23 protein-coding genes are annotated in these 26,812 nt (G+C 56.0%); 16 read left to right on the top strand and 7 right to left on the bottom strand.

Annotated elements, in window-relative coordinates; all coding sequences use genetic code 11:
• Positions 1 to 82: 82 nt before the first annotated feature.
• The gene (gene hflX / locus DDZ13_RS06895; RefSeq protein WP_233246109.1) at positions 83 to 1,435 is read right to left on the bottom strand and encodes a GTPase HflX; all 1,353 of its coding nucleotides are present in this window, start codon (positions 1,433 to 1,435) and stop codon (positions 83 to 85) included.
• A gap of 14 nt (positions 1,436 to 1,449) precedes the next feature.
• Here hflX and DDZ13_RS06890 point away from each other — a divergent pair, with 14 nt between their 5' ends.
• The 5 genes from DDZ13_RS06890 to menD all read left to right on the top strand — a co-directional run bounded on the left by DDZ13_RS06890 (position 1,450) and on the right by menD (position 6,177).
• Entirely contained in the window at positions 1,450 to 2,139 is a 690-nt protein-coding gene (locus tag DDZ13_RS06890) for an acyltransferase (protein ID WP_110130711.1), read from the top strand.
• A gap of 7 nt (positions 2,140 to 2,146) precedes the next feature.
• Positions 2,147 to 2,791 (top strand): 5-oxoprolinase subunit B family protein, encoded by a 645-nt coding sequence (locus DDZ13_RS06885; RefSeq protein WP_110130710.1) that lies wholly within the window; start codon positions 2,147 to 2,149, stop codon positions 2,789 to 2,791.
• Positions 2,791 to 3,645: a 5-oxoprolinase subunit C family protein gene (locus DDZ13_RS06880; RefSeq protein ID WP_110130709.1), complete on the top strand. Its 855-nt coding sequence runs from the start codon at positions 2,791 to 2,793 to the stop codon at positions 3,643 to 3,645. Before DDZ13_RS06885 ends, DDZ13_RS06880 begins: the two co-directional genes overlap by 1 nt.
• A complete protein-coding gene (locus DDZ13_RS06875; RefSeq protein WP_110130708.1) occupies positions 3,630 to 4,340 on the top strand; it encodes a LamB/YcsF family protein in 711 nt (236 codons plus the stop codon). Before DDZ13_RS06880 ends, DDZ13_RS06875 begins: the two co-directional genes overlap by 16 nt.
• A gap of 94 nt (positions 4,341 to 4,434) precedes the next feature.
• Entirely contained in the window at positions 4,435 to 6,177 is a 1,743-nt protein-coding gene (gene menD, locus DDZ13_RS06870; protein ID WP_110130707.1) for a 2-succinyl-5-enolpyruvyl-6-hydroxy-3-cyclohexene-1-carboxylic-acid synthase, read from the top strand.
• A gap of 761 nt (positions 6,178 to 6,938) precedes the next feature.
• Here menD and DDZ13_RS15485 read toward each other — a convergent pair.
• From DDZ13_RS15485 to DDZ13_RS06860, 3 genes are all read right to left on the bottom strand, one after another.
• A complete protein-coding gene (locus DDZ13_RS15485; protein ID WP_158279830.1) occupies positions 6,939 to 7,091 on the bottom strand; it encodes a hypothetical protein in 153 nt (50 codons plus the stop codon).
• Positions 7,092 to 7,146: 55 nt separating this feature from the next.
• Positions 7,147 to 7,908 carry an imidazole glycerol phosphate synthase subunit HisF gene (gene hisF / locus DDZ13_RS06865; RefSeq protein ID WP_110130917.1) on the bottom strand — a complete coding sequence of 254 codons (762 nt, stop codon included), beginning with the start codon at positions 7,906 to 7,908 and terminating at the stop codon, positions 7,147 to 7,149.
• 92 nt (positions 7,909 to 8,000) lie between these two features.
• Positions 8,001 to 9,749, bottom strand: coding sequence for a hypothetical protein (locus tag DDZ13_RS06860; protein ID WP_110130706.1), 1,749 nt, complete (start codon positions 9,747 to 9,749; stop codon positions 8,001 to 8,003).
• A 229-nt stretch (positions 9,750 to 9,978) separates the two neighbouring features.
• Here DDZ13_RS06860 and acs point away from each other — a divergent pair, with 229 nt between their 5' ends.
• The 6 genes from acs to lpxA all read left to right on the top strand — a co-directional run bounded on the left by acs (position 9,979) and on the right by lpxA (position 18,082).
• A complete protein-coding gene (acs, locus tag DDZ13_RS06855; RefSeq protein ID WP_233246108.1) occupies positions 9,979 to 11,943 on the top strand; it encodes an acetate--CoA ligase in 1,965 nt (654 codons plus the stop codon).
• A gap of 194 nt (positions 11,944 to 12,137) precedes the next feature.
• Positions 12,138 to 13,004, top strand: a complete 867-nt coding sequence (gene ilvE / locus DDZ13_RS06850; protein ID WP_110130705.1) for a branched-chain-amino-acid transaminase — start codon at positions 12,138 to 12,140, stop codon at positions 13,002 to 13,004.
• Between the two features lie 153 nt (positions 13,005 to 13,157).
• On the top strand, positions 13,158 to 13,670 hold the full coding sequence (locus tag DDZ13_RS06845; RefSeq protein ID WP_110130915.1) for a UvrB/UvrC motif-containing protein: 513 nt from the start codon (positions 13,158 to 13,160) through the stop codon (positions 13,668 to 13,670).
• Positions 13,667 to 14,755, top strand: coding sequence for a protein arginine kinase (locus DDZ13_RS06840; RefSeq protein ID WP_110130704.1), 1,089 nt, complete (start codon positions 13,667 to 13,669; stop codon positions 14,753 to 14,755). Before DDZ13_RS06845 ends, DDZ13_RS06840 begins: the two co-directional genes overlap by 4 nt.
• 14 nt (positions 14,756 to 14,769) lie before the next feature.
• Positions 14,770 to 17,253: an ATP-dependent Clp protease ATP-binding subunit gene (locus DDZ13_RS06835; RefSeq protein WP_110130703.1), complete on the top strand. Its 2,484-nt coding sequence runs from the start codon at positions 14,770 to 14,772 to the stop codon at positions 17,251 to 17,253.
• 46 nt (positions 17,254 to 17,299) lie between these two features.
• Positions 17,300 to 18,082, top strand: coding sequence for an acyl-ACP--UDP-N-acetylglucosamine O-acyltransferase (lpxA, locus tag DDZ13_RS06830; RefSeq protein ID WP_110130702.1), 783 nt, complete (start codon positions 17,300 to 17,302; stop codon positions 18,080 to 18,082).
• A gap of 18 nt (positions 18,083 to 18,100) precedes the next feature.
• Here lpxA and DDZ13_RS06825 read toward each other — a convergent pair whose 3' ends face one another.
• Positions 18,101 to 18,493, bottom strand: coding sequence for a hypothetical protein (locus tag DDZ13_RS06825; RefSeq protein ID WP_110130701.1), 393 nt, complete (start codon positions 18,491 to 18,493; stop codon positions 18,101 to 18,103).
• A 23-nt stretch (positions 18,494 to 18,516) separates the two neighbouring features.
• Entirely contained in the window at positions 18,517 to 19,875 is a 1,359-nt protein-coding gene (locus DDZ13_RS06820; RefSeq protein WP_110130700.1) for an MBL fold metallo-hydrolase, read from the bottom strand.
• Between the two features lie 331 nt (positions 19,876 to 20,206).
• On the opposite strand from DDZ13_RS06820, the gene DDZ13_RS06815 reads away from it, so the two are divergent.
• Positions 20,207 to 22,120 carry an amidophosphoribosyltransferase gene (locus DDZ13_RS06815; RefSeq protein WP_110130699.1) on the top strand — a complete coding sequence of 638 codons (1,914 nt, stop codon included), beginning with the start codon at positions 20,207 to 20,209 and terminating at the stop codon, positions 22,118 to 22,120.
• Here DDZ13_RS06815 and DDZ13_RS06810 read toward each other — a convergent pair whose 3' ends face one another.
• Positions 22,121 to 22,636 carry a rhodanese-like domain-containing protein gene (locus tag DDZ13_RS06810; protein ID WP_110130698.1) on the bottom strand — a complete coding sequence of 172 codons (516 nt, stop codon included), beginning with the start codon at positions 22,634 to 22,636 and terminating at the stop codon, positions 22,121 to 22,123.
• 95 nt (positions 22,637 to 22,731) lie between these two features.
• Here DDZ13_RS06810 and purH point away from each other — a divergent pair, with 95 nt between their 5' ends.
• From purH to DDZ13_RS15620, 4 genes are all read left to right on the top strand, one after another.
• Positions 22,732 to 24,282, top strand: coding sequence for a bifunctional phosphoribosylaminoimidazolecarboxamide formyltransferase/IMP cyclohydrolase (gene purH, locus DDZ13_RS06805; RefSeq protein WP_110130697.1), 1,551 nt, complete (start codon positions 22,732 to 22,734; stop codon positions 24,280 to 24,282).
• 75 nt (positions 24,283 to 24,357) lie between these two features.
• Positions 24,358 to 25,143, top strand: coding sequence for a M48 family metallopeptidase (locus tag DDZ13_RS06800; RefSeq protein ID WP_110130696.1), 786 nt, complete (start codon positions 24,358 to 24,360; stop codon positions 25,141 to 25,143).
• A 78-nt stretch (positions 25,144 to 25,221) separates the two neighbouring features.
• Entirely contained in the window at positions 25,222 to 26,598 is a 1,377-nt protein-coding gene (locus tag DDZ13_RS06795; protein ID WP_110130695.1) for a M20/M25/M40 family metallo-hydrolase, read from the top strand.
• A 43-nt stretch (positions 26,599 to 26,641) separates the two neighbouring features.
• Complete coding sequence (locus DDZ13_RS15620; RefSeq protein ID WP_199221071.1) at positions 26,642 to 26,779, top strand: entericidin A; 138 nt, start codon at positions 26,642 to 26,644, stop codon at positions 26,777 to 26,779.
• Positions 26,780 to 26,812: the final 33 nt, after the last annotated feature.

The following is a 26,812-nucleotide window of genomic DNA, read 5'->3' as shown; positions in this document are numbered from 1 at the left end:
TAATAGGCCAGACAGTGGGTAGGTAGAAGCAAGGCCCTTCGTTAAATTCGTGCTAGAGACATCGCGAAACTGGTCAAATCTATTAGTCATTCACGACATAGGGCTCGACCAGAGTGACTAAGCGGTCGGGCACGGAGCCGGTCACGTAGGTGCCTTCATCGCGCACCTCCTCTTTTCGCACGCCACCTTCACGGTGGAGTCGGGCCACAAGGTCGTAGCGGTCGTGGGGGATGAGCAGTTTGAGCTGCTCGAAGTCCTCCTCGATAATCGCCTCCATCTTGTCGATCAGGCTGTCCAGTCCCTCGCCGGTGTGGGCGCTGATGAAGTAGGCATCGGGGTATCTTAGCGCCAGTTCATGGCGGGTGCTTTCGTCCCAGAGTGCGTCGATCTTGTTGAAGACGGTGATGATCTTTTTGTCTTTGGCCCCAAGCTCGCCGAGCACTTTCAGTGTGGTCTCGGCATGCGCTTCGACGTCGGGACTGTTCACATCGAGAACATGTATTAAAAAATTCGATACGATGGCTTCTTCCAGTGTGGCCTTGAAGGCATCGACCAGGCGGTGGGGGAGATTGCGGACGAAGCCGACGGTATCGGTCACCACCAGCGGTTGCCCGCTGGGCAGGGGACAGCGGCGTGACGTGGGGTCGAGTGTGGCGAAAAGCTTGTCCTCGGCGAGAATATCGGAATTGGCCAGCTTGTTGAGGAGGGAGGATTTGCCGGCATTGGTGTAGCCGACGATGGCGCAGGTCGGCACCGGAACGGTCATCCGTTTTTTACGCTGCACTTCGCGGTGTTGAATGACGCTCTCCAGTTGGTGCTTCACCCGGGAGATCTGGGTGCGGACCATACGTTGGTCGAGTTCCAATTGAGTCTCACCGGCGTCACGCTGGATGGCGCCACCGCCGCGTTGGCGGTTGAGGTGGGTCCATGCGCTCTTCAGGCGGGGCAGGTTGTATTCCAGCCGCGCCAGTTCCACCTGGAGAACGGCTTCCTTGGTCTGCGCTCGACGTCCGAAAATATCCAGGATGACCTCCTGGCGATCAATGACGAGAATCTTGTCCTCGGCGGCCTGCTCCCAGTTGCGCTGTTGAGCCGGGGTGAGTTCGTTATCGAAGATGATGACATCGCAGTCGCGGGACTTGGCCTCCTCGATCAACTCTTCCGCCTTACCCGAGCCCACGAGATACTTGGCCTGTGGTTTGCGGATGGCGACTTCGCGCTCGTGAACGATCCCGATCTCGAGTGTGGCGACGAGCTCGCGCAGTTCATCCAGCAACCCGCGGGTGTTTTGTTTGTCTTCGCCCGGAAGGGTGATGCCGATCAGCATGGCCCGTTCCACCATGCGTGGTTTTTCTTTTACGTCGTGCAAGCCTGTCAGGGATACAAAATTTCCGGCGAATGCCAGCAAAATATTGTTCACGTCGGGTCGAAGCATGCTACCGTGGTACCATGCAGACTGCGAACGAGCTTTTTGAATTCCCCGGGTCCCTTCCATTTGCGTCGGTTTTCAAACCGGATCTTGGGCCTTGGGAGTGGGTGCCATTAATCAAGCAGGCACTGGCATCGCTTGATGGCAGCGAGTTTCAGTATTCCCAGGAAATACCGCCCGGCTGCTCGATTGAGGGGCAGGTCTACCTGCATCCCAGCGTCAAGCTGCCGCCCTTTTGTTCGATCACGGGGCCGGTCTACATCGGAGAGGGCTGTGAAATTCGCCCGGGCGCTTTTATCCGCGGCAATGTCATTGCGGGGAAAAACTGTGTGCTGGGCAATTCCTGCGAGTTTAAGAACTGTCTGCTCCTTGACGGGGTACAGGTGCCGCATTTCAGCTACGTGGGCGATTCGATCTTAGGGAACAAGGCTCATCTGGGAGCGGGCGTGATTTGCTCGAACCTGCGCCTCGATCAGGCCGATGTGCCGGTGCAACTAGCGGACGGGTCACGCATCTCCAGTGGCTTGCGTAAACTCGGGGCTTTGGTGGGCGATCACGCCGAAGTCGGCTGCAATGCGGTGCTTAACCCCGGCTCGATTATCGGCAAACGCTCGGTGGTGATGCCCAACACGTCCTTCCGCGAAACCCTGAAAGCAAACACCATCGCCTACACGAAAAGCCCGATTCAAACCCTGCCGAGAACGGATTGACGTGAGCATGGATGTAGCGCTGAAAGCCTACGGGGAGACGGGCATACTGGCCCATGACTTGAGCGAGGGGGAACGCGCTGGGCTCTGCAACTGTCTGCGCGGGCAAATGCCCGGGGGGTGTTTGGAATACGTTGAGGGCTACGATACGGTCCTCTTTATTTTCAAAGAGCCGCTACCGGTCAGCGAGCTGGCAGCATGGCTGAAAACGATCGATCCAAACGAGGCGAAGCAGGTGGGGCGTGCCATTGTCGAAATCCCCGTGACTTACGACGGTCCTGACCTCAAGTCGGTGGCGAAACAAATTGGCCTGAGTATCGATCAGGTGGTCGAAATGCACTGCTCGTCGACCTACACCGTGCGTATGATGGGCTTCGCCCCGGGCTTTCCTTACCTCGACGGCCTGGACCCGCGGCTCCATTTGCCCCGCAGGAAAGTGCCGCGAAAGCGTATCGATCCGGGCTCAGTCGCGATTGGTGGGGCGCATGGTGGTATTTACTCCGTGGCCAGTCCGGGTGGCTGGCACTTATTAGGGCGAATCGATAGGGCTTTATTCGACCCTGAGGCCGCGCAGGGGGACGCGCCGGATTTTGAGGCGGTCTTTTTCTTTACGCCGGGGGACCGGCTTCGCTTTAAACCTGTTGATTGTTTTTAATGTCGCTGAAGATCCTATCACCGGGTTCCGGAATGGCGCTGCAGGATGCGGGCCGGGTTGGCTTACTCCGTTACGGCGTGCCCCGGGGCGGAGCGCTCGACCGACATGCGATGCGTGCCGCCAACCACTTGCTGGGGAATCCGCCCGATGCGCCGGTGCTGGAAATTTTAATGCAGGGGGCGAAGCTTCGGGTGCAGGAAGATGCCTGGGTCGCTTTGACGGGTGCGGATGTTTGTCCTGCCGTGCCTGCCTGGACGGCTAGGGAGCTCAAGGCCGGCGAGGTGATCGAATGCTCTGCAAAAGCCGGCGGACTTTTCGCCTATCTAGCCGTTCCGGGTGGGTTCCAAGCCGAGCGATGGTTCGGGAGTGTGTCCGCCGATTTGCGCATCGGGCTGGGCGCCGCCCTGAAGCGGGGGGATGAACTGGTTTTCGGTCGAAAGCTGCCCCCGGTATCGACCGAAAGAATATCGCGTCGTATTCTGGTTGAAAAGATGTGCCGCCGGTATGCCTCCAATCAGTTGTTCAGTCTCCTTCCCGGACCGCAATACGAGGATTTCAGCAAAGAAGCCCGAAGCACACTGGTCGCTTCCGAATGGACGGTGTCGCAGCATTCCGACCGGACAGGCTATCGTCTGGAAGGCCCCTCGATTGATGTGCCTGCTTGCATCAAGAGTGAACCGGTGCTGCCCGGTAGTATTCAAGTGCCCGGTAGCGGGCGACCGATTGTGACCATGGCGGACGGCCCCACGGTGGGAGGCTACCCCAAGATCGCTGTCTTCAAGGATGCCGACAGGGATCGACTTGCACAATGTGCGCCCGGCACGCAGATTAGCTTTCAATGGGCCGAATTGTAATCAACTGCGACCTGGGTGAAGACGAGTCCGACGAGCGGACGGAGCGGCTGCTCGCTCAGGTTGACGCCGCGAACATCTGCTGTGGTGTGCATGCCGGCAGCGCCGCCAAAACCAGGAGGACGCTGCAACTGGCAGCTGAGCACGCCGTGATGGTCGGCGCGCATCCCGGTATGGCAAGTGAAGGAGGGCGAGGAGAGATATTACCCAGTCCCGGGGCTTTTCGTGATCTACTCAGCGCCCAGTTGTGCGACTTTATCGCTTATGCGGAGTCGCACGGTGTCGAGGTCGAATATGTCAAACTCCATGGTAGTCTTTATCATGCTGTGGAAGCGGATCATGACTATGCTGACATTTATTTGGAGGTGCTGGCTTCGTTGGAATTACCGCTGGGAGTTTTCGCTTTGGCAGGCGGCAGTTTTAAGAAGAAAGCGCAAAACGCCGGAATTCGGGTCTGGGCCGAAGGTTTCGCCGACCGTGCCTACACCTCGGACAGCAGGCTCGTTGCCCGCACCCACCGGGATGCCCTGCTGAGTGCCGAAGCAGCCATCAAGCGATTTGAGAACTGGCAGCGTAGTCAATTACTGGATACCATCGATGGTGGCGCAATCAAGCTCGAGGCCGACACCTTTTGCGTGCATTCCGATTCGCCCGATGCGGACGCCTTACTGGCCGGGTTGAAGCATTTGTCAGGTTGATTGCGCCAGGTAGTTGGCGCGTTCTGCCCGTTTATCACATCGTGCACTTGTCCTTGCCTGCTTTCGCGTATTTCTTGATGTATCACAAATCAGTATGAAGCAGAGTAGTGCAGAGGTTTTCGACGACCTGTCGCGTTCGAATGTGAACTCGGCCTGGGGGGCCTTGAGCATGGAGGTTCTCGCGCGCCTGGGCGTGCAGACGGTGTTGACCTCGCCGGGCTCCCGGTCGACCCCGTTGACGGTGGCCGCAGTACGGAACCCCAAGCTGGAGGCCCTGACCATTCTCGACGAGCGCTCGGCGGGTTTCTTTGCCCTGGGCCTGGCCAAGCGGACCCATCGGCCGGTAGCGCTGGTCTGCACCTCCGGTTCGGCTTTGGCGAACTACATGCCTGCTGTCGTGGAGGCCTCGATGAGCGGCACGCCTTTGCTTTTACTCACGGCCGACCGTCCACCGGAGTTGCAGGACTGCCACTCCGGGCAAACCATCGACCAGCTCAAGTTTTACGGCGACTACGTTCGCCGCTTTCATCAGCTGGCCTTACCCGAGACAGAGCTGTTCGGATATTTACGGCAGACGCTGGTGCATGCTGTGGCGCAATCCCTCCAACCGGTGCCCGGGCCCGTGCACTTGAATTTCTCATTTCGCGACCCACTGGCTCCCGATGCAGGGGCGAAGCCGGTTTGTTCCGGTGGGGACCTTGAAGCTGCGGCCACGTTAATCACACGGCCGACCGAAGCGGTTGCGGCGAGCCAGGGTTTCGACACCGTAGCGGTCGAGCGTCTGATGAGCCATTCCAAGGGAATCATCGTCGTGGGCACGGAGAATCCACCCTGTGGCGACGACGTCTTTGCCGATGCCGTGGTCATGCTCTCGCACAAGCTCGGCTGGCCGGTGCTGGCCGACGTGCTGAACCCTTTGCGCAATCACGCCGGAGAGAATGAGGCCTTGGTCAGTAGCTACGATGCCTTGCTCCGCGATACCTCAACGGCGCAAGCACTGGAGCCGACGGCAATCCTGCAGATCGGGAACCTGCCGACGAGTAAAGTCCTCCGGCAATGGCTGGGCGATCTCGATGCCAGCTCCTTTCTTCTCACCCGGCTCTCGGACAATACGGATCCGCTGCATCGGGTGGCGACACCGCTTTATGGAGACGCGCATGCGCTCGCGGAATTTCTGCCCCATCAGAAGGCGGAGTCTGCCTGGATCGAACAGTGGCAATCGGTGGAATCGAAGACCCATAAGCGATTAGACGAGGCACTCGATGCCATGGACGAACTTTTTGAAGGAAAGGTTGCCTGGCTGCTCTCTCAATATGCCCCGATTGATGCTTCCGTCTTTCTGGCCAACAGCATGAGTGTGCGCTACGGCGAATACTTTTGGCGGCCCGGCAACCGTGCCATATCAATCTATTGCAATCGCGGGGCCAACGGTATCGACGGTACCCTGAGCACGGCTATGGGGGTTGCGCACCGTGGCAAGCCGACGATTCTGCTCACCGGTGATCTGGCCTTCCTGCACGACAGCAACGGGCTTCTGGCCAAAAAAGAGATGCAGGGCAGTTTGACGGTGCTGCTGATCAATAATTCGGGCAGCGGGATTTTCGAATATCTGCCGGTTTCCGATCAGAAGGAGGTGTTTGAAAGCCACTTTGCCACCCCGCAGGCCGTCGATGTCGAACAACTTTGTGCGGCGCACAGCATCAGTTATCGCCAAATTGAAAGTTGGGACCAATTCAAAGCCGAACTCTCGCTTTCACCGGAGTCGGGTGTCAGGCTATTGGAATTGAGGACGGACCGGAAAGCGGATGTGGCAAAGCTGCGCGGAATCCTGGGGTGAGGCCGATATCTGGAAGAATTGAATTGATGTAGCCGAGCCGGTCCTCTGGCTCCCTTGTTTTGAGCGGTCCTCGATGGCTACGACTATGTTCCTCGATGGCAGAGGACTGCCATGGCTACAGCTATGCCTAGTTACCGTTCCTCGATGGCAGAGGACCCGTTCTTCATTGGATTACGCCGAGGCATGCTGTCATGGCGACAAGTATGCCACGATAGCTCATTATGAATTCGAAGCGAGGTAGGCCCAAGGTTATCTTATAATTTTCTGATGTAGAAATAGAATCCATCACGGTGGAGAGATTTTTCCCACCTGCTGCGCTGGAGACCACCGAGTTACAGAGAAGAGAAAACCAAAACTCAGTGCCCTAGTGTCTCCAACGAACCCGCTCAGCGGGTGAGTGGGTGGTAAAAAGAATAACCCAGTGTAATACCATCCACTGACCTTTACTGGCATTATCATCGAACCTGAGCCAACAAAAGATCTTACTTTCCCACCAGAGTTAAATCGAAACGGAATAAGTAGCGGCTGCGCTTGCGCATGCCAGTATCCGGACCGGAAAGATTAAAATCTGTGAAACCTAATCTGGCGAAGAGGTCAGCTTTACCCGCATAGCGCGATGAGGCTCGGCTTGACCTTCGGCCGCAAGACGATCGTGGCATGCGCAAGCGCAGCCTCTACAGTGGATCGTAAAAGACAGGGAAATGCATCCCCCGAAAAACCCGAGAACCACGTGCACGATTGACCCGTTAGGCTCGCATGGACTACTTCTTGCCGCGCTTTTTTCTTTTCGAGGCCGGGCGGTGACTGCCCTTGCGCGGAGACTTCTTTGTGCTTTCCTCGTCGCGTTTTTCCCAGCGCCGGGCTTCGGCTTTGCGCTGGTTAATCTTTTGGAAGTTGGCCTTGTCCCAGTCCATGAGTGGAAATCCAGAATCTTAAACGTAATTTTAAGCGGAGACGGATTCAGATTTTTCAGAGCCGGACCGGCAGGCCGCAGTCGCGCAGATGTTCCTTGGCTTCCCTTATGGTGTAGGTCCCGAAGTGAAAGATGGAGGCGGCGAGCACGGCGCTGGCGTGGCCTTCCTTGAGGGCGTCGGCGAGGTGGTCGAGGGTGCCGGCCCCGCCGGAGGCGATGACGGGCACACCAACGGAATCGGTGATGGCGCGGTTCAGTTCGTTGTCATAGCCCGCCTTGGTGCCATCGGCATCCATACTGGTGAGGAGGATTTCCCCCGCGCCACGGGCCACGACTTCCTTGGCCCATTCCACGGCATCGCGGCCGGTGGGCTTGCGCCCCCCGTGGGTAAAGACCTCCCAGCGGTTCTCGCCTTCGACTTTTTTGGCGTCGATGGCGACGACAATGCACTGGTTGCCGAATTTGCTGGAGGACTTGGAGATGAGATCCGGGTCAAGGACGGCGGCGGTGTTGAGACTCAGTTTGTCCGCACCGGCATTGAGCATGTCGCGGATGTTGCCGACGTTACGCAGACCGCCACCGACGGTGAGCGGCATGAAACACTCCGAGGCGGTGCGCTCGACCACGTCGATCATGGTATTGCGCTCATCGCTGGAGGCGGTGATGTCGAGAAAGACCAATTCGTCGGCTCCTTGCTGCTCGTAAGCTTTAGCCTGTTCCACGGGGTCCCCCGCGTCGATCAGGTTGACGAAATTGACGCCCTTGACCACGCGTCCCGCGTGGACATCGAGGCAGGGAATGATACGAACGGAAAGCATGGTGTTGTTCGTTGGTTGTTGGTTGTTGAATGTTGCCCGCTGAGTGGTTTCGCAAAAGCGTTCAACGATCAAGCCTCAACGAACAACGTGCATCACTCATCCGCGAAGGCGATGTCCGGCTCGAAGGAGAGGGCGATGCGATACTGCTGGCCCGGGCGCATGACCAGCGGGCGGTCGCGCTCGAGAATCTGCAGGTAGTGCATGTTTCCGTAATAAGTGCGGTATTCTTCGTTCTCGGTCACGGTTTCCAACTCCTTCCATTCTGCCTGGAAGTCGTCCTTGGTGACTTCGGTGCGGTGCCCCTCCTGGCCAAGCGTAAAGGCGGTGCCCACGCGGTAGCGGCTGTGCGGCGAGGCAATGGCGAGGACATAGCGCATCTTGTCGAGCTGGACCTGCTGCTTGACGGAGAAATTGTATTCGCAGGTGATCTTGCCGCGGCTGAACGACCAGGTGACCTTGCAGCTGCCCAGCCCGTTGACGAACTCCTCGTCCTTGGTGATGAGCTCGGGCTGGTCGTATTTAAAGTTCAGCGCGTTGCGCAGGCCGATACTGGTGGTGACGTTCTTTCCGTAGTAGGACGGTACGATCACCTTGTCGCCAAAAGTAAGTTCCGGCTGCATGATGGGCAGGTATTTATCGACCGGCCAGTCGAAGATGCCCGGCGAGTGCGGGAAGGCGAGATAGCCGGAGGTGCCTTTACCCAGCTTGCTGGAAGCGAGCAGCGGCAACTGGAATGCGAGGCCGGAGTCGGGGTCCTGATAAACGAAGAGGCCCTGCTCCTTTTTGTGCGTTTTGTCGAAGCTGACGTAGCGGGCCACCTTGCGGGCTGGCACCGGGTTTTTCGGGGCGGCGCTGCCACCGGCGGAACGTGCGAGACGGGACCACTGGCAAAGGTAGCGGGCCGCATCAAAGTTCGCCATCCGGGTGGTGTGGTAGGGCACGGTCGTGCGTTCCCCGTCGCGAATGACGAGGTAGCCGTGTTCCTGGTCCAGGTAAGTGACGAAGAAATTCATGAACATGCGGCGGATCGCATCCACATAAAGGTCGCGCTGGTTCTCAGCGACCCAGCCGTCACGCAAAGCCTGCAGGGCAAGGCTGATGCAGTGCATTTGTCCGTAGGCGCCAAGCGAGCGACCGTAGGCCCAGGCCGTACCGTCCTGACGGGCGATGTCCGGAATGAGCTTGAGGTATTTCTCCGAGTAGGTGCGCAGGCTGGGGAGCTTGCGCTCGCGGAGATGAATATTGGCGTGGAGCTGCAGGGCCTGGCGGATGAAGACAAAACTGAGCACGCCGTAGATATCAAAGCTGCCGTGCAACTTGGAATCTTCTTCGCCGCCGGCGTCATCGAAGTAACCGGTGGATGACTTGGCGTCGATGCGCTCAAGGAAGCGGTCGATCAGCTGGCCGGTTTCATCCTTTTTGGACAGCCCCAGACTGAAACGGGTGACGGCCTTGGCGATGTTGAAGGCCTGGTAATGATTATGATAATCGCTGCGCTCGAGCAGGAGCTTGTCCAGTTGCTCGCGAGTCGGGTCCATCAGACGCTCCCAGACCGGATTACGGTCCTTGGCGGGACTGAACGAGAGCAAGCCGAGTGCGGCGTAGGCCATGCCGTTCTCCTGAGGCTCCGGTGCAAAGGCCTGGGCCGTGATGCAGCGGGCCGAGAGGTCGATCAGGTCAAAGTCGCCGAGCTGCGTCTCACTGGTCGCGCGATAATACTCGCCGATTGCGAGAGCGGCGTGGCCCGGTTCGTCCAAGCGGCTGTTTTCTCCCTCGATCGGGGAGATCGTTCCCTGTTCACCAATTGCCCCGAGATTCTCACTCAGGATCGATTGGGCCATGTCTAGGCATTGATCTGCGAAATTTTCCATGTTTTATAATACGGCACTTTGCCAAGCGGCGAGAAGCCAGTTTTTTTGCGTCTGCTCTGAATGCTTGTCAATAGCTTACATCAATAGCCTGCGGGCAAGCTTTTTCAGACGAAATACGTTGACCATGATCTTGCGAATACTTGGCTGAAGCATTCTCATTAATGTTCGTTATCTTAAGAATTATATAAACTAACAAAATATGCCCCAAGAAAGTTCCTCAATGGAGTCGGTCTCACACGAGAACCGCAAATTCGAGCCACATCCTGATTTTGCTAAGGATGCCTACATCGGTAGCCCCGAAGCGTATCGGGAACTTTACGAAAAAAGTATCGCTGACCCGGAGGCCTTCTGGGCGGAAGCGGCCGAAGAACTGGACTGGTTTAAAAAGTGGGACAAGGTCCTGGATGAGTCGGAGGCTCCGTTCTTCAAGTGGTTCCCGGGAGCCAAGACCAATTTATGCTACAATTGCGTGGACCGTCACCTGAAGGGGCCGAACCGCAACAAGGCGGCTCTGATTTGGGAGGGCGAACCCGGCGACACCCGTGTGCTGACTTACCAGGATGTGCACCGTGAAGTGTGCAAGTTCGCCAACGGGCTCAAACAAATCGGCGTTAAAAAAGGAGATCGGGTGGCGATTTATCTGCCCATGATTCCCGAACTGACCCTGGCGGTTCTGGCCTGCGCGCGCATCGGTGCGGTGCATACCGTGATTTTTGCCGGCTTCTCGGCGGAATCGATCCGTGACCGGATCAATGACTGCGGAGCAACTTGCGTGATTACGGCCGACGGCGGATGGCGCCGCGAGCGGGTACTCTCACTGAAAAACACCGTCGACGAAGCCCTGGAGGGCGTGGACAGCGTGAGCAACGTGGTCGTGGTCAAGCGTGCCCACGGCGATCCGTTTCCCTGCCACTACAAGGAGGGGCGTGATCATTGGTATCACCGCCTGGTGCAGGATCAGCCGATTGATTGCCCCTGTGAGGAAATGGATGCGGAAGACATGCTCTTCCTGCTCTATACCAGTGGCACGACAGGTAAGCCGAAGGGTATTATCCATACCACGGCCGGTTACATGCTCTATACCTACCTGACCACGAAATACATTTTCGACCTCAAGCCGGACGACGTTTTCTGGTGCACGGCCGACGTGGGTTGGATTACCGGGCACAGCTACATCGTTTACGGCCCCATGCAGAATGCTGCGACCCAGATCATGTATGAGGGTGCGCCCAACACACCGGACGAAGGACGCTTCTGGGAGATCGTGGAAAAATACCGCGCTACGATCTTTTACACCGCACCGACCGCGATTCGCGCCTTCATGAAATGGGGTGACAAGTGGCTGGAGAAGCACGACCTCTCGAGTCTTCGCCTGCTGGGTACTGTGGGTGAACCCATTAACCCCGAAGCCTGGATCTGGTATCACAAGCAAGTGGGTGCGGAGCGTTGCCCGATTGTCGATACCTGGTGGCAGACCGAAACCGGCGGCCATATGCTGACACCGATTCCCGGTGCGACTGCGACCAAGCCCGGTTGCGCCACCGTGCCTTTCTTCGGCATCGAGCCGGCCATCCTGACCGACGAGGGCGAGGAAGTCGACGCCGGCATCCTGGCGATCAAGAAACCGTGGCCCGGTATTCTGCGCGGGATCTACGGTGATCCGGAACGTTTCAAGGATACCTACTGGTGTAAGTGGGACGGCAAATATTACTTCCCCGGTGACGGGGCCCGCCGCGATAAGGATGGCTATATCTGGATTCTGGGGCGCGTCGACGATGTGGTCAATGTGTCCGGTCACCGAATCGGCACGGCGGAACTGGAAAGTGTCTTCGTCGAGCACAAGGACGTGGCCGAGTCCGCCGTCGTTGGTGTGCCGCATGAAATCAAAGGTCAGGGCTTGATCGCCTTTGTGACGGTGATTCAGGGCCGCGAGCATGACGACCATCTACGTAAGGAGCTGGTTGAGATGATTGACAAGAGTATCGGCAAGTTTGCCCGTCCCGAACGAATTCTCTTTTCCAGCGATCTGCCCAAGACCCGCTCCGGTAAAATCATGCGCCGCTTGCTGCGGGATATCGCCGAAGGCAAGGAACTGGGCAACACGACTACGCTGGCCGATCCGAGTGTGGTTGAAGAGCTGCAGCGCCAATACGAAGAGGCATAATTCGAGGTCAAGGCACGGCTTCGGCCGTGCCTTTGCGCCTTGTTTGCGGATGCCTGAGCCCTCCGCCGATTCGGCGCGCTCTGGCATACACACATCTTTGACGCGGGGTGCCTCCGATGCGTCATCATGCATTTTGGATGAGAGGTGTTGAGGACTAGACAAACCGCACAAAGCCTCCATTGTCTACGAGCTTTATGAAGATTTTTATGAACGATAAGTTGGTCGACCAAGCTGAGGCGAAGGTCTCGGTCTTCGACCATGGTTTACTGTACGGCGACGGCATTTTCGAGGGTATCCGGCTCTACGATAGTTGTGTCTTTAAGCTGGAGGAGCATCTGGAGCGCCTGGAGTATTCGGCCAAAGCGATCATGCTGGAGCTGCCCTGGTCACGCCAGGAGATTTCCGATGCGGTCTGCGAGACCTGTCGGGCCAATGGCCTGAAAGATGGTTATATCCGTCTGGTCGTGACGCGTGGAGAGGGGAGTCTTGGCCTCTCGATCAAAAACTGCGACAAGCCGCAACTGATCATAATTGCGGACAAGATTCAGCTCTATCCGCAGGAATTTTACGAAAAGGGACTGGAGATCATTACGGTGCCGACCCGCCGCATCAATCCGGCAGCTCTGCCGCCGACAGTCAAGTCGCTCAACTACCTCAACAACATCCTCGCCAAAATCGAGGCCCAGCATCTGGGCTACCATGAGGCCATCATGCTGAACGACCAGGGTCACGTTGCCGAGTGCACCGGGGATAATGTTTTCGTCATCCACAAGGGTGAGCTCATTACGCCCTCGGCCAGCGCGGGGGCACTGAAGGGGATCACCCGCGATACCGCCCTGGGAATTTCAGAAGATCTGGGAGTGCCCTGGCGGGAGGCGAACCTGACGCGCTATGACATCTGGGTGGCGGAAGAGCTATTCCTGACCGGTACGGCAGCCGAGATCATTCCGATTGTGAAGGTCGATGCCCGCCCGATAGGGGACGGCAAGCCCGGCCCGATCACGGCAAAGTTCCTCGAGCGTTTCCGTGAGTTGGTCTCCCGTGAGGGAACCATGCTCTAGTCCTTTTTAATCCAAGCAGTCGGCCCGGTGTTTTAATTGGCACGCTTCATGCCAATTATGATTTGCCGAAGGGCATTGCTTCAGCCGATTTCTTCGGAAAAGGTAATGTTGATTTGGTTTTGCGATCCGCGAACAAACCACTATTTTACTACCATGGGTGAAAATTTAAAGTGCAGCAACTGCGACAATCAGGCCACGGTCCACCTGACTCAGATCATCAACAACAAGATTATCAAGGTGGATTTGTGCGAGTCCTGTGCGCAGGCAAAGGGTGTGACCGATCCGGAAGGCTTTTCTTTGGCCGACCTCCTGAACAAGTCACATGTGCCGACACATGAGGAGGATAGCTCCTTACAGTGCCCCGATTGCGGGCTGACGACGGCGGACTTTCGTCGCACCGGTCGTCTGGGTTGCTCGTCCTGTTTTACGGTGTTCGCATCACTACTGCGTCCTGTGTTGGAAGACATGCACGTGGGCACCTGCCACAAGGGCAAAACGCCGGATGTCGCACTCAGCCGCCAGTCGATCACGGTTCAACTCGACAAGCTGGAAAAGGCTTTGGCCAAAGCGATTGACGAGGAGGCCTACGAGGATGCGGCCAAGTATCGCGACCAAATCAAGTCGCTGAAAGAAGAAGCGGAGAACTACGAATACAGCCAGTCATGATTGAACCTCTGCTCAATTGTAAAGACGCGGAGCTCACCCACAATACGCAGAAGGCGACTCCCGTGGTACTCAGCACCCGCTTGCGGCTGGCGCGTAATTTACTGGGCACGCCTTTCCCGGAGCGCGCAAGTTTGGCACAGCGTAGTGACATTTTGTCCAAATGCTCCGACCATCTGTCCGGCCTGGGAAAGATGAAAAAGGGGAGTTTTTTTGAAATTTCCGAATTATCGGATCTGGAAAAACAGGTCCTCGTCGAGCGGCACTTGATCAGCCGCGAGCTTTGCGAATCGCAGCAAGGTTCAGGCGTTTATATCAACAAAGCGCAGACCTGCTCGGTCATGATCAACGAGGAGGATCATTTGCGTATCCAGTTCCTCAAAACAGGCTTTCATTTGAAGAATGTCTGGAAGCAGATTGATCGCTTCGACACGGAACTGGAGGAACATCTCGACATCGCATACGACTCGGAATTCGGATATCTGACGGCCTGTCCGACGAATCTGGGCACGGGACTTCGTGCTTCGGTGATGATGCATCTGCCCGGTCTCGTGCTTTCCGATCAAATGGAGCGGGTTATTCGAGCCGTGAATCAACTCGGCATTACCGTGCGCGGGCTGTTCGGCGAGGGTTCTGATGCGACCGGACACGTTTTTCAAATATCCAACCAACAAACTCTGGGCGAGCAGGAGGGTGATATCATTGACCGCCTCGGCAACGTATTGAAGACCGTCATCGATCATGAGGTGAATGCTCGCTTCAAGTGCTTGGAGGACAGTCGCTCGAAGGTGCTCGACCAGATCGGTCGCGCTTATGGGGTTCTGCGGAATGCCCACGTAGTCAATTCGGCTGAGGCGATGAACATGCTCTCGCTGCTGCGGCTGGCGGTTGATTTCGAGATGCTGCCGGAGTCGAACCGCGCGGAGATTGACCGCTTCTTTATCGAGTGCCAACCGGGGCACATTCAACATGCCACCAAATCGGAAATCGAGCCGGATGAGCGCGACGTCTGCCGCGCGAAAAAACTTCGCGAAGAATTAGGCTCTCTTCCTGCTCTGGACTTTGACAAGCTCGCTGATCTGACTTAATAACTTTACTACATATGGAACCGATGAACAATTTTACCCCACGTGCTCAACAGGTGCTCGCTCTGGCGCGCAAAGAGGCTGATCGTTTTCACCATAATTACGTCGGGACGGAGCACTTGCTGTTGGGGCTGATTAATCTTGGCCAGGGTGTTGCGGTCAACGTGCTCATGAAGATGGGGCTCGACCTGCAAACAGTTCGTTCCGCAGTGGAGAAGCAGGTCGGCACCGGTCCGGAAAGCAAACCTTCGGGCAATATACCCTACACGCCGCGCGTTAAAAAGGTTCTCGCGCTGGCTGGCAAGGAGGCGAAGTCCCTGAACCATTCCTACGTCGGTACCGAACACATTCTGCTCGGCTTGCTCCGTGAAGGCGAGGGGGTCGCAGCCCGCGTGCTGAAGTCACTCGACGTGGACATCGAACGCTGCCGGAACGAAATTCTCGCCGAGTTGGATCCCAATTTTTCCAGCGAACCGGAGGAGGCGACTGCCGGGGGGTCCCAGGGAAATCCGGATGAAAAGAAAGAGAGCAAGACACCGGCCTTGAAAGCTTTTGGTCGCGATCTTACTGAGCTGGCCAAGAAGGGGGAAATGGATCCTGTGGTAGGCCGTAAGGATGAGATTCGCCGGGTCGTGCAAATTCTCTGCCGCCGCACCAAGAACAATCCGGTTTTGATCGGTGAAGCCGGTGTGGGGAAGACGGCCATTGTCGAAGGACTGGCTCAGGAAATTGCATCCGGAATTGTTCCGGAAATCCTCATGGATAAAAAAGTGATCACGCTGGACCTTGCGCTGATGGTGGCGGGGACGAAATACCGTGGTCAGTTCGAGGAGCGGATCAAAGCGGTCATGGATGAGATTCGCCGGGCGAAGAACATCATTATTTTCATCGATGAACTCCATACTATCGTTGGCGCAGGTGCCGCCGAAGGTGCCATGGACGCTTCCAATATCTTTAAGCCCGCGCTCAGTCGTGGTGAGCTGCAATGCATCGGAGCGACGACGCTGGCCGAGTATCGTAAATACATTGAGAAGGACAGTGCCCTCGACCGACGCTTCCAGTCCGTGAAGGTCGATGCGCCCTCGGTGGAGGATACTATTCAAATCCTTAAGGGGATTCGCGGTAAATACGAGGACCACCACAAGTGCACATTTTCGGATGAGGCCCTGGAAGCCTCGGCCAAACTGTCCGAACGCTACATCACGGCCCGTTTCCTCCCGGATAAGGCCATCGACATTCTGGACGAAGCCGGCGCCCGCGCACGTATTGAGTCCCTAAAACAGCCGCCGGAAATCGAAGAGATGACCGATACCATTGAGGAAGTTTGCTCCAAGAAGGAGGAAGCTATTTCCAGGCAGCGCTTTGAGGATGCAGCCAAGTTCAGGGACGAGGAGAAGCAGCTGCGCAAGAAGCAAACCGATCTCGTCGAGTCCTGGAAGAAGTCCCGCGAAGAAAACAGGATTAACGTGGGTGAGGAGGATATGCTGCAGGTCGTAGCCGACTGGACCGGTATTCCGCTCTCACGTATGGAGCAAAAGGAGAGCAAAAAGCTGCTCAATCTTGAAGCTGAATTACAGAGCGAGGTGATCGGTCAAAACATCGCGACCGAGGTGATTTCCAAAGCGCTGCGTCGTTCCCGTGCCGACCTCAAGGATCCCAAGCGTCCGATCGGTTCCTTCATGTTCCTCGGGCCGACGGGTGTCGGTAAGACGCTTCTGGCCAAGGTTCTGGCGGAAGAGATGTTCGGCGACAAGGAGGCTGTCATTCAAATCGACATGTCCGAATATATGGAGAAGTTCGCTGTGTCGCGCCTGGTCGGTTCACCCCCCGGCTATGTGGGCTACGAAGAAGGCGGGCAGCTTACTGAAGCGGTTCGCCGTAAGCCCTATTCCGTGGTGCTCTTTGACGAGATTGAGAAAGCACACCCCGATGTGGTGCAGCTGCTGTTGCAGGTTCTCGAAGAAGGCCGCCTGACCGACAGTCTGGGACGGAAGGTCGACTTCCGAAATACCATCCTAATCATGACCTCCAACGTCGGGGCCGACATCCTTCAGCGTAATACGTCGATGGGCTTCGGAGTCGAAAACACGGCGGAGAACGAATATGAGAAAATTCGTGAGAAGATTCTCGACGAGACCAAACGCGTCTTCAAGCCGGAGTTTCTCAACCGTCTTAATGACCTTGTGATTTTCAAATCGCTTGGGCGCGAGGATATGCAGTCCATTGTCGAACTTGAGTTGCGAAATGTCGCCGATCGACTCAAGGAGCGTGAGCTGATCTTTGAATTCTCCCAGGAGTGTAAGGATTTCCTTATCGAGAAGGGATACGACGAGAAGTACGGTGCACGCCCCCTGCGACGTGCCGTCGAACAGTATCTGGAGGATTCACTGGCCGAAGCCATTCTCTCTGGAGAGATCAAGCCCGGCGAACCGATCAAAGTATCGGTTGCTAAGGATGAAAAGTCCCTACGCTTCGAGCAGGATCAACCGGTCGCATCCTAGCATGCCCCCTTCGTATTTACCCTGCCAGTAAGCATCGGCGCCGATCATGAGTCAGTCCATCCATCCGACTGCCATTGTAGACGCAAAGGCGCAACTCGCGGATGATGTCGAGATCGGTCCATACGCCGTAATCGAAGCGGATGTTTCGATCGCCTCGGGCTGTCGTATCGCGGCGCATGCAATCGTGCGGCAGTATAGTAATGTGGAAGAAGGTGTCACCATCGACAGCTTTGCCGTGATCGGTGGGCTGCCGCAGGATCTATCCTTTTCACCCTCGACCAAATCGAGTGTCCATATCGGGAAAAACTCGGTGATTCGTGAGGCAGTGACCATACATCGTTCCACGGAAGAGGGCGCCGCGACCCGGGTGGGGGAAAAATGCTTACTGATGGCCAATGCGCACGTGGCCCATGACTGCCAACTGGGTAATGGTGTCATCCTTGTGAACAATGCGATGTTAGCCGGACATGTGCATGTCGGGGACAGTTCGGTTCTGGGCGGGGGCTGTGGCATACATCAGTTTGTGAACATCGGAAAGCTGGTGATGGTCGCTGGAAATGCCTCTGTCACTTATGATGTGCCGTCTTACCTGATGGTTGCTGAGCGCAGTGTCGTCACCGGACTCAACCTGATCGGATTAAAGCGCAACTTGCAAAGAGAGGCGATTTCCGACCTTCGGGCCTGTTACAAATCAGTTTACATGAAGGCCGGTGATCCCGCTAAATTGGCGCAGCACACGAAGGCCAAGACTCAAGAAGGACAGGATTTCCTGGCTTGCTTTGGGGCCAGCCGTAGGGGGCGTTTCTCCCGTTCCCGGATGCAAAACTAAGCGCAAGTCCAAGTTCGCTCAGTCGTTCAGGAAATGCAGTAGTTCCGGCTTACTCAAAAACTGGGCAGCTTTTGCGACACTACCGAATACTCCGATCAATTCGCTGTCGCTCATTTGCTGCTGAAAAACCTGACTTAACGCAATCACCATGGGGTCATTGCCAATGATCGCCCACTTTGTGGTTTTGAATGCTTCGGACTCATCCATGAGTTGTGCGTAGCTCTGAAGTTCAGGCTTCGACATTTGAGTATGTGCATTGCGCAAATCGATGGCGCCGGATAGGCAATCCTTAAAATCCGGATCGGAAAGTAGGCTTTGCGTCTTTTTTTGAAGGCTATCCAAAGTAATTTCTCCCTCAATCCGTTCGACCACCAGACTGTACTGTGGATAAAACTTAATCTCGTAATTCATTCGAGTGTGGGAGTTTAAAGAACTTATATTTTATGACATACCAACGTTTCCGGATCCAATACTACAGAATGATTCATGCGCTTGGAAAGTTCATTTTTAAACCATTCCCGCGCACTTTGATCGCCATGGGTCAGCACGATTGCACGGGCGTCCGTAGTCTGCGCATATTCGACGAGTTCTTCACGGTCGGCATGACCACTGAGATCAAATCGGTCGATCGAGGCACGAATCGGGGCGTTGTAGTCGAGTGCATTGAAGAAGTAGCTTTCTTCATCCTTTGATTGCAGCAGCTGTCCGCCAGGGGTATCCGGATCGCAGTAGCCCACGAAACAGATGCCGTTCGAGGAGTGTGGGAGCAGGGAAGCGGCCACATTATACGAGGGGGTGTATTCGACCATCATCCCACTGCTCACCAGATAAATTCCCTTTTTCGCCAAATCCCGGCCTGGGCGCATCTTTGGTTCCGGTGGCTTCACTTTCATTTTCTCCAGAATCGAAGCGTCGAAGTCGATTAATTGGGTACGGCGGCGGATCTTATCAAAATAATTACAGATATCCATTCCCAGACCTGCCGCGTAGATCGGCGAGTTTGGTAGTCGGCCGAAATTTCGGGCCTCATAGATGATTTTAAAGAGCTCCTGCATACGACCCAGGGCAAAAACGGGGATCAAACAACTTCCGTCGCGATCGAGAATTTGCCCGACTTTATCGATAAGCCGATCGACTTCGGTCGAACGGCTTCGACCGGATTCGCGACCTTTGGCACCACGGGTGGTCTCAAGAAAGAGGGTGTCAACCGGTCCCTGCGGAAGATGGGCCCCTGGCAGAGTCCGCTGGGCATCGAAGAGTACATCCCCGGAGAAAACGATACGCCGATGCTTGTAAACCAGTTCGACTGCAGCAGCTCCCGCGACATGGCCTGCCGGGTGCAGGATGACTTCAATCTGCTCCTTGCCCTTAAGGTAGATCTCGCCCCGCTCAAAGCGTTGCACGGTGATCTGTTTGCTGAGCTGTGCGACGTCACGGTGGAGAAAAAGCGGGTACTCACTGATCCCGTGTTCCTGCCGCTGTCGTTTCATCACATTGATCGAGTTGCGTAGCATTCGCGGGGCGAGCATCTCGTTTGGTGCGGTCGTAATCACCGGGGTGGTGGGGTTGTGGGCCGACACGACGGGAAGGGCCCCGAGGTGGTCCAGATGGCAGTGGGTCAGAATGATGAGGTCCAGATCAACGTCCTCAATGGGCTCAAAGTCGGGCAGAGCGTCATAGCCCATCTTCTTCGGGTGCAGGCCGGCATCCACAAGTATATTGAAGGGGCCGATCTGTAGGTAGATGGAATTGGCTCCGATTTCGCCGTGACGGTTTAAATCATAAAAGTTCATTGTCGGGTCATGCAGGTGGTGGTCGATAGGCTGAAGGCGTACTCAGTTACGCAGCTTCCGGACAGGGTCACAATCCGCGAATCGTTCAAATTTTGATACCCTTGCGATGGTATTCGGTGAAGTCCCTGAATAAATCCCTAAACTCAAATCACGAAAATCTGGGTCATTATGTCGTCAACTGGCGGTAAAAAAAGCGGTGATTTCTCTTAAAGTTGGTAAATCCGCCCCATATTGGAATTATTGCTTGTCTGGCATAGTTTAACGCACTTGAAACATAAGCGCCCGCGATGCTGGTCACCCGGCAATTTTCACCGGCGAAATTTATTTATTCATGAGCGACTTTTTGAAGCACGAATGCGGTATCGCCCTGATCCGCTTACGCAAGCCGATTTCTTATTATCAGGAGAAGTACGGGACGCCTCTCTATGGCTTTAACCAGTTGTTTCTGCTCATGGAAAAACAACACAACCGTGGCCAGGACGGCGCGGGCATGGGTTGCGTAAAACTGGATGTCGACCCCGGTAAGCCCTATATGGCCCGGGAACGCACGACCAAGCCGAATTCGCTTTCAAGAATCTTCAAGCGGCAGCTGAAGGCCTACCAGAAAATGGTGGATAAGGGGACCATACATCCCGAATTTCCGCAGACGGTAAAAGACAACTTTCAATTCGGGGGCGAAATCCTCCTCGGGCACCTCCGCTATGCCACCTCGGGGCTCTATAACCAGGAGAATTGCCACCCCTACGTGCGGGAGTCAAACTGGCCGACCAAGAACCTGATGCTGGCGGGAAACTTTACCATCACCAATGAGAAGGATCTCAACGAAGGGCTGATCAATCGTGGGCAGCACCCGATTTTTGGCACCGACACGCAGGCGGTTCTCGAGCAGATCGGCTTTCATCTTGATGAAGCGCACGATGCGATTTACCACCGAATGCGTGATCAGAACGTTGAGGGTACCAAGATCCCCGGCATCATCAGTAAAGAGCTCGACCCGGTCCGGATCCTCAAGAGCGCCGCAGACGGCTGGGACGGAGGCTATGCCATTGCCGGCCTGATCGGGAACGGGGACACCTTCGTCATGCGGGACCCTCAGGGCATCCGGCCCTGCTATTACTTCCAGAATGATGAGGTTATCGCCTTTGCCTCCGAGCGGGTTGCGTTGATGACCATCTTCAACCAGCCGATCGAAAATGTCTGCGAGCTCGAGCCCGGTACGGCGACTGTGGTCAAGAGTGACGGGCACATCTACTGCGAACGCTTTACCGAACAGCGTGAATTAAAGCCCTGTTCTTTTGAACGTATCTATTTCTCGCGGGGAAATGATCCGGATATTTACCGGGAGCGAAAAGCGCTGGGCGGTGCGCTGCTTGATCAGGTGGTGAAAGCTGTCGACAACAACTTTGCCGGTAGCGTCTTCAGTTTTGTGCCCAACACGGCCGAGGTTGCTTACCACGGCCTGCTGGAATCGGTCAGGCGGCACCGCAGAAAGGAAGTGAAGGCAGCGATTCTGAAAGCGAACGACGAAGGCAAGCTCGACGAGCAGATGCTGGACGAGCTGATTATGAACAACTGGCCCCGCGGCGAGAAGATTGCGCACAAGGATATCAAGCTGCGCACCTTTATTTCGCAGGAATCAGGCCGCGCGCAGCTGGTCTCGCATGTTTACGATATCACCTATGGTGTGGTTCAGAAGGACGACTGCCTCGTTTGTATCGACGACTCTATCGTGCGCGGGACCACTCTGAAAGAGTCGATTCTCAAAATCCTAAGCCGCACCAATCCCCGCAAGATCGTGGTGGCCTCAACGGCGCCGCAAATCCGCTACCCCGATTGCTACGGGATCGACATGTCGGAACTGGGTAAGTTCATCGCCTTCAAGGCGACTGTCGAGCTCATCAAAGAAGACGGCAGTGCCGATCTTCTGCAGGAAGTCTATCAGGACTGCGTCGAACAATCCGATCGGCCTGCCGATCAGATGGTCAACCATGTGAAACGGCTCTACGACCGCTACACGGACGATCAGATTTCCAAAAAAATCGCCGAACTGGTTTACCCGAAGAACATCCCATGGAAGGGAGAACTCGAAATCGTCTTTCTCACGGTTGAAAAGATGCGTGAAGCAATCCCGGTCCACAATGGGGACTGGTACTTTACCGGTAATTACCCTACTCCGGGGGGGAAGGCCGTGCTCAACCAGGCTTACATCAATTATTACGAGAATCGGGACGGGCGTTCTTATTAGTCATCGATTCCAGGGCATTTTTGCCAGGACTGCCCCCATCCCGCAGATGTCGGTCACGCCGGCAAATATGAGTCCGCTGCCGACAAAGAGAGGGACGGCAAGAAACCCTGCGTGAATCGTGAGGCCGGCGATGGTGCCGAGGACCACCAGCGCACCCGCGCCAATTCGCACCTGGCGTTCGATTGAGATCGCACCTTTGCCCCGGTTCATGGCGACACCTGTGGTTTTCGCCGCATTGGTACCGCCTTCGACCACGTGGACATTTTGGTGCCCGGCGGCAATGAGCTTCTCCGCCGCCATGGAGGCGCGTTTACCACTCTGGCAAAGTACGTAGATGGGTGTGTCGGGGTTGTATTGCCGGCAAAATGCTTCCGCATCGAGTTGATCAAGAGGGTGCAACTGAGCACCCACAACGTGTTCGGCCCGGTATTCGGCCGGTGTGCGCACATCGATGACGATGTGCTCCTCCTCAATTAGGGGCGGGAGCTGATCCGCAGGAATAGTTTTGTAAGACATAAATCAGGAATATTCTATTTTCCGGTGAATTCAAGGCTTGGCGGATAATCAGCAGAATCTTTAATCGGCCCCTTTTCACGAACTTAACACGCGATATGTCAAAAACAGCACTTCTTTCCGTAAGCGATAAAACCGGGCTCGTTCCCTTTGCCAAAGCTCTGGTCGAGCAACACGGCTACAGACTCCTTTCCACAGGCGGTACCGCCAAGCTCCTCGAGAGCGAGGGTATTCCGGTAACGGAAGTCAGTGATTACACCGGGTTCCCTGAAATGATGGAGGGGCGGGTCAAGACCCTTCACCCGAAGATTCACGGAGGTTTGCTGGCCCGACGTGATAAGGAAGACCACATGACTGCGGCCTCCGAGCATGGGATCGACATGATCGACCTGGTGGTGGTGAACCTTTATCCCTTTGAGGAAACCGTCGCCAAACCCGACGTGACCTTCGAACTGGCGATCGAGAACATCGATATCGGTGGTCCTTCTATGTTGCGCAGTGCGGCCAAGAACCACGCGTCGGTCTCCGTGGTTGTGGATGTGGCCGACTACGACCGTGTTCTCTCCGCGATGGACGATACGGCAGCACTGTCCAAGCTCCGTCGTGAACTCGCATTGAAGGTCTTTCAACGCACCTCCGCTTATGACGGTGCCATTGCCAAATACCTGGGCGAACAGACTCAAGAGGAGCCGAGCCTGGGGGATATCTCCGGGATACCTGCCGAATTGGATGTTCAACTTCCACAGGCCAAGGTTCTTCGCTACGGTGAAAATCCCCACCAGCAGGCTGCGCTTTACGGCAGCTTCTTCGACTGCTTTGAACAGCTACAGGGCAAGGAACTCAGTTTCAACAACATCATCGACATCACGGCCGCCACCTACCTGATCGGCGAGTTCCAAAAGCCGACCGTGGCGATCCTGAAGCACACCAATCCTTGCGGCGTGGCTTCTGCCGAAAACCTCGTGACTGCCTGGGAGCAGGCTTTTGCGACCGATCAGCAGGCACCTTTTGGCGGGATTATTGTCGCTAATCAGACCATAGATACCGACCTGGCCGAGATCATCGCCAAGATTTTCTGCGAGGTGATTATCGCGCCCGACTTTACCGATGCGGCCCGCGAAGTCTTTGCTAAGAAGAAGAACCTCCGGCTGATGACGGTGAAGGACAGCTTGCCTGCGGACTCACTGCGCGAGGTGCGCTCCGTAGTCGGCGGCATTCTGATGCAGGATCGCGACACCATGCCCGACCGGCCCAGTGACTGGAAGGTTGTGACCAAGCGCCAGCCCACCGATGAAGAAATGCGGGCCATGGTGTTCGGCTGGAATGTGGTCAAGCACGTCAAGTCCAATGCGATCGTCTATGCCGGTTGCGAGCATACGATCGGCGTGGGGGCCGGCCAGATGTCTCGGGTGGACAGTTCCAAGATCGCAGTCTGGAAGGCGGGCGAAGCCGGTCTTTCCTTGAACGGCTCGGTCGTCTGCTCAGATGCCTTCTTCCCCTTCGCCGATGGCCTGATCGCGGCTGCTGAAGCCGGCGCGGTCGCAGCTATCCAGCCGGGTGGCTCTGTCCGTGACGAGGAAGTGATCGCCGCGGCCGACGAACGTGACATGGCTATGATCTTTACCGGGAAGCGCCACTTCAAACACTAGGCCGTATTGACAAAATCACTGCCTTTTCGGGAACAAGGTTTGCCAGTTGTGCCTCTCAATAACAGTTTGTTTGCTATGAAATCAAAGTTGGCCCACCTACTTTCCGCTTTGCTGCTGGGACTTTTTCTAGCAGGTTGCACCACGGTGCCTCAAACGGGGCGTTCAGCATTCCATCTGGTCTCGCCGGATGCCCTTGCTTCCACCGCTGCGGCGCAGTTCGGTGAGATCAAACAGAAGACGCCGATCTCACGCGACCCAAAGCTCAACAGCATGGTGCAGCGGGTGGGGGATCGTATCGCCTATGTTGCGGCGCCGGATTTGCCGAATGCCAACTGGGAGTTTGTTGTTTTCGATGATGACCAGATCAACGCATTCGCCATGCCGGGCGGGAAGGTTGCGGTGTATTCCGGTCTCTTTAAAGTGGTGCAGTCCGAAGCAGATCTGGCCATCGTGATGGGGCATGAAATTGCACACGTGGTGGCCGGGCACAGTGCGGAGCGGGTCTCCCAGCAAATGCTGGCTGCGGGCGGGGCTCTGGCGCTGCAAATCGGAGCCAATCAGGCCGAACTGAGCAGCAGCGAGAAGCAGATTTTAATGGCCGCATACGGGGCCGGCGCCACGGTTGGTGTAATGTTGCCTTACAGTCGGCTGCACGAATCGGAGGCCGACGAGATCGGACTGATTTATGCCGCCAAGGCGGGCTACGACCCCAGAGCTGCCATCCCGTTCTGGCAGCGCATGGAAGCACAAAAACAAATTTCTCCACCGGAATTGCTTTCCACGCACCCTTCGGACAGTACGCGGATGCGGAAGCTAAATGCGCTGATGCCACGGGCGGTTCAGATCTATCAAAATCGATAGATGACCGGAGTTCCGGTTTGTCCATGATTAATGTTGGGGCTCGCACCTGCGCAGCTGCCGTTCAGTCTTTTGTAATTTATGATCGATCCTCTCGAAACGCTAAAGTCTTACGTTCGTTTTCCATCGGTTTCCACCGATCCCGCCTTTGCCGAAGGCATGAAGGGTGCCCGTGATTATGCGACCAGCTTGCTGGAGCAACTCGGTTTCAATGTGGAAACGGTCGAGACAGACTTGCACCCGGTTCTTTATGCCGAGCGAATCCGCAATCCGGATTGGCCTCATGTCGTACTTTACGGGCACTATGACGTGCAACCGGCCGATCCTCTGAACCTTTGGACGAGTGAACCATTTGATCCGCAGGTTCGAGACGGCCGAGTATATGGCCGGGGCACCGCGGACAACAAAGGGCCGACGGTTGTTCATATTTCGGCCCTCTCACGGGTCCTGGAAAAGTTTCCGGATCTTCAGCTGAATCTTAGCTATGTCATCGAGGGCGAAGAGGAAATCGGCAGCCCCAGCATGGCGAAATTTTTCGACAGTCATGGAGAACGCCTCAGCAAAGCCGACTTTCTTTTGGTCTCCGATACAGGCAGTCCCAATGCCGAACAGATCGTGGTGACGACGGCAATACGGGGACTGGTGGACCTGGAGATCAAACTGAAGGGTGCCAAGTCCGACCTTCATTCGGGCATACACGGCGGGGCAGTTTACAACCCACTCCAGGCCCTGTCTGAAATTTGTGCCTCGCTCCATAATCCGGACGGGAGTGTCAATGTACCCGGCTTTTATGACGACGTTTTACCCATCCATGATTGGGAACGTGAACAATTGGCACGATATCCCGAAACGGTCGAAAGCTACCGCGACATGCTCGGGGTGCCGGGCTTTTTCCCCGCCAACGGGCTCAGCCCGCTGGAAGCGGTTCGTTTCGGCCCGACTCTGGAATTCAATGGTATCGGCGGCGGTTACCAGGGCGAGGGGAGTAAAACAGTTATTCCGAGCGAGGCATTTGCCAAGATCACCTGTCGGCTCGTGGCCAATCAGAACCCAGCTAAAATTCAGGAAGCGGTCATTGCTGCAATCGAAGCACGCTGCCCGGATGCGCTGAAACTGGAAATCCGCAGGGGTGGCAGCGGCGAGCCCTACATGGTGGTGCCACCGGGCTGCCCGAACACGCCCGCCGATCAGCCTGAGCCACTGGCCCGAGCCTTCGAATCGGCGGAAGCTTCAATCGCAAAGGCCTTCGGCAAGCCGCCCATCTATCTCCGGGAAGGGGGAAGTATTCCGGTAATTGCTGATTTTAAAAACCGCGCTGGTCTGGACTCGCTCATGGTGGGCCTCTTTACCCCCTTGGATAATCTCCATGCCCCGGATGAAAGTTTTGACCTATCGATCATGGAAAACGCCACGGCAGCTTTTGAGGAGATTATTTGCGGTATCGCCGGGGTAAAATAGCTGGCTTGCGCTCACGAATAATTTCCTCCATGTTAAAAGTCTTATGAGCAAATCCACAAAACTCACACTGACTGCTTTATTGACACTAGCTCTCTTCGCACTGTCCGGTTGCAACACCGTGAAAGGAATCGGCGAGGACTTTGAAGCCATGGGCGAATCCATGCAAAACGCCGGCGATTAGTCCGAATTGTGATAGTCTTTTGAACAAGCGGCC

Source organism: Coraliomargarita sinensis, assembly GCF_003185655.1.
In the GTDB taxonomy this organism is placed as follows: Bacteria; Verrucomicrobiota; Verrucomicrobiia; order Opitutales; family Coraliomargaritaceae; genus Coraliomargarita_B; species Coraliomargarita_B sinensis.
The sequence above is the reverse complement of the archived record's forward strand: the minus strand, read 5'-3'. Positions and strand labels throughout refer to the sequence as shown.